The organism is Gemmatimonadota bacterium, from assembly GCA_041390105.1.
Taxonomy (GTDB): Bacteria; Gemmatimonadota; Gemmatimonadetes; order Longimicrobiales; family Gaopeijiaceae; genus JAGQIF01.
Map to the genome: position 1 here is coordinate 616,866 of JAWKQO010000003.1, position 12,737 is coordinate 629,602.

12 protein-coding genes are annotated in these 12,737 nt (G+C 70.0%); 3 read left to right on the forward strand and 9 right to left on the reverse strand.

Annotated elements, in window-relative coordinates; translation table 11 throughout:
• Nucleotides 1-17 precede the first annotated feature (17 nt).
• The 9 genes from R3E10_15800 to R3E10_15840 all read right to left on the reverse strand — a co-directional run bounded on the left by R3E10_15800 (nt 18) and on the right by R3E10_15840 (nt 9,673).
• Nucleotides 18-2,441: an ABC transporter permease gene (locus R3E10_15800; GenBank protein MEZ4417218.1), complete on the reverse strand. Its 2,424-nt coding sequence runs from the start codon at nt 2,439-2,441 to the stop codon at nt 18-20.
• 131 nt (nt 2,442-2,572) lie between these two features.
• On the reverse strand, nt 2,573-3,052 hold the full coding sequence (locus tag R3E10_15805) for an SRPBCC family protein (GenBank protein ID MEZ4417219.1): 480 nt from the start codon (nt 3,050-3,052) through the stop codon (nt 2,573-2,575).
• Nucleotides 3,049-3,426 carry a metalloregulator ArsR/SmtB family transcription factor gene (locus R3E10_15810; protein MEZ4417220.1) on the reverse strand — a complete coding sequence of 126 codons (378 nt, stop codon included), beginning with the start codon at nt 3,424-3,426 and terminating at the stop codon, nt 3,049-3,051. The genes R3E10_15805 and R3E10_15810 overlap by 4 nt, the downstream gene beginning before the upstream one ends.
• A gap of 47 nt (nt 3,427-3,473) precedes the next feature.
• Nucleotides 3,474-4,166 (reverse strand): YceH family protein, encoded by a 693-nt coding sequence (locus R3E10_15815; GenBank protein MEZ4417221.1) that lies wholly within the window; start codon nt 4,164-4,166, stop codon nt 3,474-3,476.
• 22 nt (nt 4,167-4,188) lie between these two features.
• Entirely contained in the window at nt 4,189-5,346 is a 1,158-nt protein-coding gene (queG, locus tag R3E10_15820) for a tRNA epoxyqueuosine(34) reductase QueG (GenBank protein MEZ4417222.1), read from the reverse strand.
• A 7-nt stretch (nt 5,347-5,353) separates the two neighbouring features.
• Nucleotides 5,354-6,418: a 3-isopropylmalate dehydrogenase gene (gene leuB / locus R3E10_15825; GenBank protein ID MEZ4417223.1), complete on the reverse strand. Its 1,065-nt coding sequence runs from the start codon at nt 6,416-6,418 to the stop codon at nt 5,354-5,356.
• Nucleotides 6,419-6,421: 3 nt separating this feature from the next.
• Nucleotides 6,422-7,207, reverse strand: a complete 786-nt coding sequence (locus R3E10_15830; protein MEZ4417224.1) for an SDR family NAD(P)-dependent oxidoreductase — start codon at nt 7,205-7,207, stop codon at nt 6,422-6,424.
• On the reverse strand, nt 7,204-8,610 hold the full coding sequence (locus tag R3E10_15835) for a sodium:solute symporter family protein (protein ID MEZ4417225.1): 1,407 nt from the start codon (nt 8,608-8,610) through the stop codon (nt 7,204-7,206). The genes R3E10_15830 and R3E10_15835 overlap by 4 nt, the downstream gene beginning before the upstream one ends.
• Before the next feature lie 7 nt (nt 8,611-8,617).
• Nucleotides 8,618-9,673: a P1 family peptidase gene (locus R3E10_15840; GenBank protein ID MEZ4417226.1), complete on the reverse strand. Its 1,056-nt coding sequence runs from the start codon at nt 9,671-9,673 to the stop codon at nt 8,618-8,620.
• A gap of 33 nt (nt 9,674-9,706) precedes the next feature.
• On the opposite strand from R3E10_15840, the gene R3E10_15845 reads away from it, so the two are divergent.
• From R3E10_15845 to R3E10_15855, 3 genes are all read left to right on the forward strand, one after another.
• Nucleotides 9,707-11,050 carry an acetylornithine deacetylase/succinyl-diaminopimelate desuccinylase family protein gene (locus R3E10_15845; GenBank protein ID MEZ4417227.1) on the forward strand — a complete coding sequence of 448 codons (1,344 nt, stop codon included), beginning with the start codon at nt 9,707-9,709 and terminating at the stop codon, nt 11,048-11,050.
• Between the two features lie 111 nt (nt 11,051-11,161).
• Nucleotides 11,162-11,800 carry a hypothetical protein gene (locus R3E10_15850; protein MEZ4417228.1) on the forward strand — a complete coding sequence of 213 codons (639 nt, stop codon included), beginning with the start codon at nt 11,162-11,164 and terminating at the stop codon, nt 11,798-11,800.
• Nucleotides 11,801-11,961: 161 nt separating this feature from the next.
• On the forward strand, nt 11,962-12,693 hold the full coding sequence (locus tag R3E10_15855; protein ID MEZ4417229.1) for a hypothetical protein: 732 nt from the start codon (nt 11,962-11,964) through the stop codon (nt 12,691-12,693).
• The last annotated feature ends 44 nt before the right edge of the window (nt 12,694-12,737 follow it).

Here is a 12,737-nt window from a genome sequence, read left to right on the forward strand (position 1 = left end):
TACCGAGCCGAGGCCCGTCACTCCTGCCGGATGGCCACCAGCGGATCCACTCGCGCCGCGCGCAGCGCCGGGCCGGCCGTGGCCATCAAGCCGACCGCCGCCATCACCAACAGCACCACCCCCAGCGTGCGCGGGTCGCCCGCCTCCGTCCCGTAGAGCAGTCCTTGCAGAAGGCGCGTCACCGCCAGCGAACCCAGCAGGCCCAGCACGCTGCCCGCCAGCAGCAGGCGAGCGCCATCCCAGAGCACCATGCCCAGGACTTGGCGCGCGTCTGCTCCCAGGCTCATGCGGATGCCGATCTCGGCGGTGCGCTCGCTCACCAGGAAGGAAAGCACACCGGCCAACCCCACGGCGGCGATCACCAGCGCCACCAGCCCCAACATTCCCACCAGGAACGTGTTCAGGCGCTCGGCGGCGATCTTCTCCTGGCGGATCTCCTCGAGCGTGGCGATGCGCAACACCGGCGCCGCCGGTGCCATCTCGTTGATGATGCGTTGCACCTCGGCGCCGAGCGCGGGCGCTCCCTCACCCCGGATCACGAACGCGCCCGGGTAGTAGGCCAGGTCGTTCTGGGTGAGGGGCTGGTACAGGGTGGGAGGCGGTGGCTGGTCCGGACCGTCGTCGCGGGTGTTGCTCACCACGCCCACGATCGTGCGCCAGTCCTCCTGCATGCCGATGGCGGAAAGCACCTCTCCGGTCCAGGTGACCCGCCGACCCAAGGGGTCGTCGTCGCCGAACAGCCGCTCGGCGAGCGCCTGGTTGATGATGGCCACGCGCGCGCTGCCCGCTTCGTCTGTCGCAGCAAACCCGCGGCCCGTCAGGATGCTCATGCCGGCTGCGTCGAAGAAGTCGGGGGTGGCGGTGCGGTACTCGGCCAGCGGGATGGGCTCACCGGGCGCAACGGGCCGCCCCTCCGCCTTGATCTCCAGCTTCACCTGGTTGCCGCGCAGCGGAACGCTGAGGCCCACCCCCACGTTCTGCACGCCGGGAAGCGCGGCGATGCGCCGCGCCATCTCCTCCTGCAGCGCCACGACCTGGTCGGGCACCTGGCCTTCCAGAGTGGACGGCGCCTCCAGCGTGAGCGTGTTCTCCACCTTCACGCCCGGATCCACGGCGTTGAGCACCAGGAGCGTGCGCCCCAGGAGCCCGGCTGCGGTCAGCACGGTGACGCTGGCCGCCACCTGCGCGACCACCAACCCACGCTGCAGTCGACGACCGCCTCGTGTGGTGCGCGTGCCCGAGCGCGTGAGGGCGGCACCACCCTCTTGGCCGCCCAGCCCCGGCGCGAAGGCGAACGCCACCGCCGCCAGACACGCCACCAAGGTGGTGAAGATCAGGACCACCGGATCCATCTGGATCTCGCTGGCCCGCGTGGTGAAGCGACCCGCGAAGCTCACCAGGAGGCCCAGCCCCAGGTAGGCGAACCCCAACCCCAGCACTGCACCCGCCCCCGCCAGGATGCCGCACTCGGTGAGCAGGATGCGGCGCAGGCCCGCGCGTCCGGCCCCCAGGGCCCAGCGGACCGCGAACTCGCGGTCGCGGCGCAGGTTGCGAGTCAACACCAGGTTGGCCGCGTTGGCGCAGGTCACCAGCAGCAACAGACCTGCCGCTGCCATGAGCAGATAGAGCGTGATGCGCGCCTTGGACACCAGCGCTTCGCGCAGTGGGGTGACGCTCAACTCGTAGCCCGCCGCCGGATCGTAGTTGTCCGGGTAGTCGGCGTACATCCGGGTGGCCACCAGCTCCAGCTCGCTGCGGGCCGCGTCGAGGGTCGAGCCCGGTGCCAGTCGCCCGAACACGTCGTCCATCCGGTGGGAACGGCCGTGCACCATCTCCGCGCCCATGTGGTGCGGACTGGTGACGATGTTCACGAACACGTCCGTCTGGCCGGGGAACGCGGGCGCGGGCTCCACCACACCGACGATGGTGGTGGAGCGACCGTTCATCTCCACGCTGCGCCCCAGGACGGACGGGTCCTGACCGAAGGCACGGCGCCAGTAATCCCAGGTGAGGACCATGACGGGGTCTGCGGCGGCGCCGGAGTCTCCCGGGCCCAGCACCCGGCCCAGCACCGGGCTCAGGCCCATCACGTCGAAGTAATTGGCACTGACCACGCCCGCTTGCACTTCAGTCGGCCGGTCGGTCCCCAGCATCGTGAACGGCATGGCCGAGTACTCGGCGATCTCGTCCAGGGCGTCGACGCCTTCACGGAAGTCGATGATCTCCGGCACGGAGAACTTCACGTCCTCCATCCCCGCTCGGGCCGCCGACTGCTGTACGTAGACGATCTGGTCGCCGCCTTCGTGGGGAAGCGGCCGCAGGAGCACCCCGCGGAAGACGCAGAACACGGCGGTGGTGGCCCCGATCCCGAGCGAGAGCGTGAGCACGACCAGCGCCGAGAAGCCGGGCGTCTTGAGCAGCGAACGGAAGGCATACCGCATGGTGGTCTATCCGGAGTGAAGGTCCAGTGCGGGCAGATCGGCCGGCCGCCATCGGCACGGGGAGGGCGCCTGCCCTCCTACGTACACGTCGAACGGCAGGCCCGTTTCTCGACAGGGGGCCTGGCCGGTGCTCATGAGCTCACCAACGTGGCTAGAACCTCGTCCAGCTCGTTGAACTGCTCGCCGGCCGCGCCGGAGCTTCCGGATGCGATCGCGTCGTCGAGGGCCTGCTTCGAGGGATAGAGTTCGTGCAGGACCAGGAGTGTGGTGCCGCTTTTTTCCTCGAAGGTCACAGTGGTAAGGGCACCGTCGGCGCCCTCCTCGTTCGTCCAGACGATGCGCGAGTGAGGCGTCACCTCGACGTACCGACCGAAGAACGCCATGGGCTGTTCGAAGTCGGGGTGACTGAACACGAAGCGGTAGGTCCCCCCGGTACGGACATCGGCCTCGCAAGACACGAACGATATCCCGAACGACTTCGGCGTCCACCAACGCTTGAGCAGCTCAGGCTTGGTCCATGCCTCGAAGACCACGCGCGCGGGGGCGTTGAACGTACGGGTGATGACGAGCTCACGCTCAGAGGTTCGTTCCAGGGTCGTGGGGTTCTTCATGGGGATGTCTCACGTTCTCGGTTTGCGTGCATCGACTGTTCCCTCTCTTTCAGCTCGTCAACGATCTTGTCCACTTCGTCGAAGCGTTCGACCCAGAGTTGACGGTAGCGCTCGATCCAGGCCGTCTCCGCCTCCAGCCTGCGTTGGCCCAGCCTACAGGTCCGCACGCGCCCAACCTTCGCCGTCGTAACGAGCCCCGCCCGCTCCAGGACGACGACGTGCTTCTTGATGCCCGTGAGGGTCATCTGGAACGTCTCGGCAAGGTCCGTTATCGAAGCGTCCGTACGCCCCAGCCGCTCCAGAATGCCACGTCGCGTGGGATCCGAGAGCGCGGCGAACGAGGCATCGAGCTGGGCCGTCTTATATTGAACCATATGGTTCAGTATAAGGACAGAGGGAGCGGAGTGCAAGGGCAGCCTCGTTACTCGAACTGCTCTCGGAAGGCGTGGAGCTCCGCCCGCAGCTCGGCCACTTCCTCGCGCAGGGCGCCGACCTCCTGCTCCAGCGCCTCGACCCGGTCGGTCGTCGAGGAGGTGGGCGCAGGAGTCCGGCCGGGAGTCCCCTCCTGGGGTCGGGGCCCTGCTCTTGGGCTCGCCTCCTCCGTGGGAGCGTCCTCCGAAGGGGGACCCGCCAGGAGGTGCATGTAGCGGACGTCCTTCTGCCCTGGCCGCTTGGGGAGTGCGGTGACCAGCGGTGGATCCAGGGCTGCGAGTGAGTCGAGCGTGATCTCCACATGGCTCGGGTCCACGAACTCGAACGCCCGGGCCGTGCGGGTCCGGATCTCGCCCGCCGTCTGCGCGCCACGGAGCAGCAACACGGAGAGCGCGGCCAGCTCGGGACGGTGCAGATGCAGCCGCTCCCCCATCTCCTCGCGGTACCGCATCGCGCGAGCGCCCCGGTGGATCCCCCGTGCGAGCGACCGCTTGGAGAGGCGCTCCAGCGCGCGGCGCACGGTCTCCTCGTCCAGCGACATGACCGGATCCCGGCTCGAGGTCTGGTTGCAGGCCGCCACCAGGGCGTTGAGCGTGAGCGGATAGTTATCGGGAGTGACGAGCTCCTTCTCCATCAGGGCGCCGAGCACCCGCACGGCGATCTCGTCCAGCGGCTCGTTCATTTTGGTCCTGTGTGTGTGTGGACTATGCTGTTTGCGCCAAGGCCCACGCTGCGGCCTCCGCCACCACCCCGTCCGCATCCGACTGCGCCGCCACCAGCTCGCTCACCGCCTCCGGGTCGGGTCGGTCACTGTTGGCAAGCCAGTTCCCCATCGCAATCGCTGCGTTCCGCCGCAACCCCGTGTACCCGGCTCTGCGGATGGCGGAGCCCCGTGTGAACGCATCCCACTGCTCCGGTGTCATGCGCAGGAGGTCGACCAGCGGCGGGGCCACGGTGCCCGGAAGCGCGTGCCCGCGCCCCCGCGTTGCCGCGGCAAGGTCTCCGGCCGCATGCGGCTCGACACCGAACGGCCGCTCTGCGGGCCCTCGCGCCGCGTAGGCAGGCTCCGACGTCTTCCCGGCAAACCGCACGTTGAACGGGCACACCTCCTGGCAGATGTCGCACCCGAACACGCGGTTGCCGATCGCGGAGCGTAGCTCGAGCGGAATCGGTCCGCGGTGCTCGATGGTCAGGTAGCTGATACAGCGCCGCGCATCCATGCGAGGTGCGCCGTGCTCGTCTCGGCCCAGCAGCGCGCCCGTGGGACATCCGTCCAGACAGGCCCGACACGTCCCGCAGTGGTCGCGCACCGGCTCCGCAGCCGGCTCGAGCTCCAGGACGACCAGCAACACGCCCAGGAAGAAGTACGAGCCACGGCGCGGATGGATCAGCATGGTGTTGCGACCGAACCAACCGAGCCCGGCCCGAAGGCCCAGCTCGCGCTCGAGCAAAGGGCCCGTGTCCACGTAGGCGCGGCCCGCGACCGTGCCGCCCACCTCCTGCTCCAACCAACGGTGAAGCGCCAGCAGCTTGGCCTTCATCACCTTGTGGTAGTCTCGACCGCGGGCATAGCGGGCAATGATGGCCCGATCCGCGGGCGCGACCTCCCCTCCGTCAGGGTCGCCGTAGTCGTGCGCCACCACGATGGCCGAGCGCACACTGTCCAGCGTCCTGCTCAGGTCGTAGCGGCGCTGGCGGGCGTCCTCTCGTTCGAGGTACGCCATCTCTCCATGGTGGCCGGCGGCCACCCAGTCTTCGTACGCCTCCCGGTGTGCGCTGGGCTGCACGTCGGCGATCCCAGCCGCGCTGAAGCCGAGCAGGCGGGCCTGCTCGCGGATCCGGTCCTCCAACGAGGCGGCCACCCGAGACTCAGTCGACTTCGATGCGTTCGGCCACCGCCTGCGCAAAGGCTGCGCACGGCACCGGCCGCCGCTGGGCCTCTCCGTCGCGGGGCACCAGGTCTGCCGTGCGGAACCCGTCCGCGAAGGCCTGGTCCAACGCCTGCTCCACCGCCTGGGCCGCATCCTCGCGCGCGAAGGAATAGCGCAGCATGAGCGCCAGGGAGTGGATCATCCCGGCTGGATTGGCCACGCCTTGCCCGGCGATGTCGGGCGCGGAGCCGTGCACGGGCTCGTACAGGTCGGTGACACCCCCCAGGCTGGCCGAGCCCAACAGCCCGAGTGAGCCGGGCAGGGCGCCTGCCTGATCGCTCAGGATGTCGCCGAACAGGTTGCCCATGACCAACACGTCGAAGTGGGTGGGCCGCACGCCCAGCTCCATGGCGGTGCGGTCCACCAGCATGTTCTCGAAGTGCACGTCCCGGAACTCGTCCGCCACGCGGTTGGCCACGTCGCGCCAGAGACGGGAGACCTCCAGCACATTGGACTTGTCCACCGAGGTGAGGCGGCCGCGTCGTCCATCGGCCAGCTCCGCTCCCAGTCGCACCACGCGCTCGATCTCCTCCACACTGTAGCGCATGGTGTTCCAGGCGGAGCTGCCGTCGGGCTCGATGCCGCGGGGCTCGCCGTAGTAGAGGCCACCCGTGAGCTCGCGCACGATGATCAGATCGGTTCCCCGCACCGCGTCGGCGCGGAATGGGGAGAACTGGAGCAGCGCCTCGGGCACGCGCACGGGGCGCAGGTTGGCATAGCAGCCCAGCTCGCGCCGCAGGCGCAGCAGACCGGCCACCGGCTGCTGGGCGGGCGGGAGGCCCTCCTCACGCGGATCGCCCACGGCGCCGAGCAGAATGGCGTCCGCGGCGCGGCAGCCCTCCAACGTGCGGTCCGGTAGGGCACCGCCCTCCGACAGGATGGCGGCATACCCGATCGGGAGCGTCTGGACCGACGCATCGCTCGCCACGGCCTCGAGCACGAGCTGCACGGCGTCCAGGACTTCGGGCCCCACGCCGTCACCAGGAAGCAATACGATCCGCATCCGTTACAGCCCCGGATCGAAGCGTCCATCCACCGCGGTCCAGCCGCCATCGGCGAACAGCACGCTGCCCGTGATGTAGCTGCCCGCGTCGGAGACCAGCAGCACGGCCGGCCCCACCATCTCCTGGGGCCGCGCCCAGCGCTTCAGGATGGAACGGTCCGCGTAGGCCTGGTACCACGCCGGCTTGGACTTGATGGGCGCCGTCAGCGGGGTGTCCACCACGCCAGGCGCGATGGCGTTGACACGCACGCCCTTGGGGCCCAGCTCCGCGGCCAGGGCCCGCACCATCTGCACGATGCCCGCTTTGGTGGCCGCGTAGACCCCCTGCCCGGGCTCCACCACCACGGAACGGATGGACGAGAACAACACCATGCTTCCGGAGCCCTGCTCGGCCATGATACGACCGGCGGCGCGCAACACGTTGAGGCCGCCCTTGAGGTTGAGTCCGATCACCCGGTCGAATTCCTCGTCGGTGTAGTCGAGCAGGGGTTTGCGCACGTTCACGCCGGGTGTGCTGAGCACGGCGTCCAGGGAGCCACGCTCGCGACGCACGTCTGCCAGGGTCTCGGCCACGGCCGCCGAATCCATCACGTCCACGGCGCGCCAGCCGGCGGACCCGCCCGACGCGCCGATGCGCTCGGCCGTGCGCCGGGCCGCGTCCTCGTGCTGGTCCGCGCACAGGACCCAAGCGCCCTGCGCGGCCACGCCTTCCGCGATGGCCTCGCCAATGCCGGCTCCGGCTCCGAACACCACCGCGGTGCGGCCGTCCATGCGAAACAGGTCCTTCATGCGGTGCTTCTCCTTCCAGTTGTGCGGAACCGAGCGACGAGCAGGAACACGACGGCGGACGTGACGATGCCGATGAGCGTGGGATCCATCCAGGCCGACGCCCCCGCGGGCGCGGCCAAGCGCACGGCGATCAGCGCGGCGATGCCGGCGCCGATGCCGGAGAGGGCCTCCTCCACACCAGGGCGGCGCGTGTGCAGACCAGCCACCACCGGAACGAACAGGCTCACACTGAGCAGCGAGTAGAAGAGCGTGAGGGAGGTGATCACAGAGGGCAACAGGATGGCCAGCGCCACGCCCAACACTCCGCCCGCGGTCGCAGCCAGGCGGGCCACCTTCAGCACCTCGGCGTCGCTCGCGTCCGGTCGGGCGAAGCGCTTGTAGAGATCCTTGGAGAGCGAGGTGGAAAGCATGAACAGCGCGGCGTCCGCCGAGCTGACCTCCGCGGAGAACACCGCGGCCAGTGCCATCATGCCGAGCGCGGGGGGCAGCGCCTGGGTCAGCACGAAGGGGAGCGCCTGCTCTCTACGGACCAACCCGGCATCGTGCGCGTGCGCGATCATGCCGAGCAGCGGCGGGATGAACGCGAACAGCATCAGCGCGACCGCAGCGGCGGTGAGCCCCAGCTTGATGGCCCGCTCGTCCAACGCTCCGTAGACCTTCTGCACCAGCCCCGGCGAGACGATGAACGCGGGGCCGAGGAGCGCGAGGTAGATCCAACCGGATCCGCCTCCTTGCCAGAAGTGCAAGTAGTCGGGCGCGTCCGCCGGTGCCGACGCCACCAGGCCGGCCCACCCGCCCACCCCGCTCAACGCCCAGGGCAGCGCGACGGCGAAGCCGACCACCAGGACCACGAGCTGCACCAGGTTCACCCAGGCAGAGGAGACCAGCCCGCCCGCCGCGAAGTAGGCGGTGACCACAACGCCACCCACCAACGCGCCCACCCAGCGCGGCGCACCGCCCACCACGTCGAAGATCTCCGCCATGGCAATGAGCTGGCCCGCGAGCACCGCCAACGTGCCCAGCCAGAGCAGCACCGCGATCAGCCCACGCACCGACGGGCCGTAACGCGCGTCCAGGAAGTCGCCCACGGTGAGGTGGCCCTGCTGGGTAGCCACGCGCCAGATGCGCGGCCCCACCCACCACGCCAGCGCCAGCGTACCGATCCCGGCCGAGCCCACCCACCACCAGGCGGCCAGTCCGTCGCGGTAGCCGAGTCCGGCGGCGCCCACCGTGGAGCCCGCGCCGATGTTGGCCGCCAGGATCGTGGAGAACAGCAGAAGCGCGCCCAGCTTGCGGTCGGCGACGAAGAAGCCGCCCGAGCCCTTCACGCGCCGGCCGATCCAGACACCCAACGCCGTCAGCGCCGCCGCGTAGGCGAGCAGCAGCCCGACCTGGACGCTCATCGAGTCATCACCGCGACTGCGCCAGCTCCGAGGCCGCGGGCAGCCCGGGAAGCCCCGTGGCCTGCCGGATGGCGGAGAGGATGGCCTCGGTCACCATATCCGCTGCCAACGCGCCGATGGTGGACACGGACGCGTCGCCGCTGAGACGGCCGGTCGCGAGCGAGAAGATCGCGTCTCCATCACTCGGCGTGTGGGCCGGATAGATGGCGCGTGCCAACCCGTCCTGCGCCATCTGCGCCACCTTGGTGGCCTGCGCCTTGGTGAGCGTGGCATTGGTGGCGACGAGTCCGATGGTGGTGTTGGCCGCCGCGCCACTCACGGGCGTGGCACCCTGTCTGAGCAGGCTACGCGCATCGAGCAGCCGGCCGTCCTCGCCGCGCACGCCCGCGACCACCTCTCCGGTGGCCGGATCGACCACGTCGCCGACCGCGTTGACCGCCACCACCGCCGCCACCTGCAACCCGCTCGGCAGCGTGATGGAGGCGATGCCGATGCCGCCCTTCATGGCGCCCGCCATACCACGCGACTTGCCCACCGTCGCGCCCGCGCCGGCGCCCACGCTGCCCTGCTCCGCTCCGCGGGCGGAAGCAGCGTCCGCCGCACGGTAGCCGCAGTCCGCGCCCGGCCGGATGGAGGAATCCTCTCCCACGCCCAGGTCGAACAGGATGGCCCCCACCACGATGGGCACCACGCCCGTCCCCACGCGGAACCCGATATCCCGCTCTTCCAACCAGCGCATCAGACCGGTGCCCACGTCGAGTCCGTAGGCACTCCCACCGGACAGGAACACGGCATTGACCTTCTCCACCGTGTTGACCGGGTCGAGCAGGTCGGTCTCACGCGTGCCGGGTGCGCCGCCGCGCACGTCCACGCCACCGGTGGCGCCCTCGCGTGCCAGGATCACCGTGCACCCGGTGGGACGTCCGGTCAGCGTGTAGTGCCCTAGCTCCAGGCCGTCGACCAGGACATGTTCGTCCGCACCCGTGGCGCCTTGCGCCGAGCACGCCCCGGGCAGCAACCCGGCGGCCAGCGCCAACGCCGTGAGCGCGCGCGAACCGATCATCCTCCGCCTCCGTTCCCAGGGATCCCAGCGGGCATGAGCCGCGTCCAGCCGCCCCAACATAGCGAAGGCCGCTCGGCGCGCACCGCTCGGGTACTGGCCGCCGTGGACGCGCACGCCGACGCCATGGTGACGCTGGCTCAGGAGCTGGTGCGGATCCCGACCATCAACCCTCCAGGGGAGCGGTACCAGGACTGCGCCGAGCTGCTGGCCGAACGGATGCGGCACTTGGGCTTCGCGGTGGAGCTGCTCGAGGCCGAGGGGCGTCCCGAGCACACGGCCGAGTGGCCCCGCATCAACGTGTTGGGCAGCCTGGGCGGAAACGGCGGACCCTGCGTGCATCTGAACGGCCACTTCGACGTGGTGCCCGCCGGAGACGGGTGGACCGTCGATCCGTTCGGCGGGCTGATCCGGGAGGGACGGCTCTACGGGCGGGGCAGCGCCGACATGAAGGCAGGACTGGCCGCCGCCCTCTACGCGGCCGCCGCGGTGCGCGACGCCTTCCCCGACCATCCCGGCCGCATGGAGGTGAGCGGCACCGTGGACGAGGAGAGCGGCGGGTTCGCGGGAGTGGCGCATCTGGCCGAGCTGGGGCGCATCGGGGGGCAGCGGCCCACGTACGTCATCATCCCGGAGCCGTTCGGCGTGGACCGCATCTGCGTCGGCCACCGCGGCGTCTACTGGTTCCGCATCACAGCGCTCGGACACATCGCCCACGGCAGCATGCCGTTCCTGGGACGGAGTGCCATCGACGACCTCGCCGCGCTGCTGGCGGCGGTCCAGCGCGATCTGATCCCGGCCATCCAGGCGCGCAGCACCACCATGCCCGTGGTGCCGGAGGGCGCTCGCCACGGATCGCTCAACGTGAACTCCATCCAGGGCGGCCAGATCGACCCGGAGTCGGGCTCGGACATCCCCCGGCAGAGCCCCTGCGTGGCGGACCGCGCCGAAGCGGTCTTCGACCGGCGCTTTCTTCCCGAAGAGCGCATCGAGGACGTGCGCGCCGAAGTGCAGGGCGTGTTGGACCGCCTCTGCGCGGAAGACCCCGAGCGGCGCTACGAGCTCACGGACCTGCTGGTGGTGGAGCCCACGCGCGCGCCGGACGACTCACCGGTGATTCGGGCGCTGGAAGCTGCGGTGTCCAGTGTGGTCGGACGTGCCGCCCGACGCGTGGCCAGTCCCGGCACCTACGATCAGAAGCACGTGGCCCGCATCGCCGGCGTGGAGCACTGCGTCGCCTACGGACCGGGGGCGCTGGAGCAGGCACACCAACCGGACGAATCGTGCGCCGTCGCCGACATGGTCACGTCGGCGAAGGTCATGGCGCTCGCCACGTTGGAGCTGCTCGACCCGGCGGGAGGCGACGCGCAGCAGTCCTGAAGTGGGCGGGGGCGCGGGCCCCAACCCCGTCGTGGACGTGTGGCGTGAGCCCCGCGGATCGCGGGCTACGCGTGGTGGACGAGGACCCGTCTCCGCCCACGCAACCCGCTCATGCTCATCGTCTTTGCCGTACTGCTCTCGTTCGCCCTGGCGGGCGGCCTGATCTGGGGGGCCGTCGCTGCCTGGGGCCGCCACGAGCGTCGACGCGACGACGACGTCGAAGCGGTGGCCCGCTCTCTAGGTCTGACGCCGGACCCGGCAGCCAAGCGCGCCGAGGCACGCACGCTGCTCGCCTCCGACCTCTTCGGGTTCGGCAGCGGGGGTGAGGTGACCCGGCTCTTTCGAGGGTCGAGCGACGGGTTCGACGTCCTGCTGTTCGACCTCAACGTCTCCGTGGCCGGCGAGGTGAGCATGCTCTCCGGGCTCCGGCTCCGCTGGTCCGGATTCGGCGTGCCCACGTTCCGTCTGCGTCGCGAGGGGTTGCTCGATCGACTGAGCGGCGGCGATATCGATTTCCATTCCCATCTTTCTTTCTCCAAGCGCTACCTGCTGCAAGGCGAGGACGAAACCGCCATTCGAGGGACCTTCCACCCGCGGCTGCTCGAGCAGCTGGAGTTGGAGGAGGTCGAGGCGGAAGCGGTGGCGGGCGCGCTCCTGTTCCGCACCGCGCGCGCGAAGCCCGCCGATCTCACGGGCTTCGTGCAACGGGCCCTGCGGATCGCCTCCCTGATCCGTTCGCAAGAGACGTAGCAGGCGCTCCCATTCGCCCCCCGGACCTTCGGAGGCCTCCCCCACCCGAGCCTCGGGCGACCCCGGTGACCGGTTTGGCGCCGGTTCCCGGCGTTGCGTTCAGAGCCGCTCGTGGTGCGACGGCTCGGCAACCAGCAACGCCAGCCACCGGGAGGCCTCCCATGACCGCTTGGCCCGCGCACTCGATCGGCATCCACCCCCGCGCCCGTCGATGGACCCTTGCAGGCGCCTTCGTTCTCGCGTCCTTCGGGATCGGAGCGTGCTCGGACTCACCGCTCATTGCGGACTTCCTCAGCTTCGTCGGAGTACTCCAGTTGGACGGTGTCGACTTCCCCAATGCTACGCTCAGCTTCGTCGGCAGCGGTGGCACCTACGCGGGCACCACCGACGGGCAGGGACAGTTCCGGGTGGAGCTGCCTTCCGCGGGAACCTATGCGGTGCGCGTAGCCGGCGTCCCGGCGGCGGCGTGTCCAGACGGGAACGTAGACGCACGCGCGGGCGAGGTGCGGCTCGATGTGCGCTGCTACAGCCTCGATGGCCCGGTGCAGATCCTGTTCACGGACGAGGGAAACACCTGTGGAAGCGGTGCCTGGCAGCCGGTCACCGTACCCTTCACCGTCATGAAGGGGGCTGTCAGCGGGGAACAGGCGCAGATCGGCTTCGTCGCGCCGGACGGCTTCACCGTGATGGGGGAATGGAACGCCGCGACACGGTCATTCAACGGGTCCGCCTCGGCGGTAGCCCCCAATGGACTGACGGTCACGGAGTCCTGGACCCTCCAACTCATCTACGAAGTGACCTCCGGCACGGCCGTGTTGAGGGGCTCCGCCGTCAAGGACTGGGTCCAATGCATCGAGCGGGCGGCGGTGGAGGTGTCGTTGGGAACCGCCTAGAGCGGGCCTTGGACGGAAGCGGCGGCGTGGTGCGGGCAGGGAGG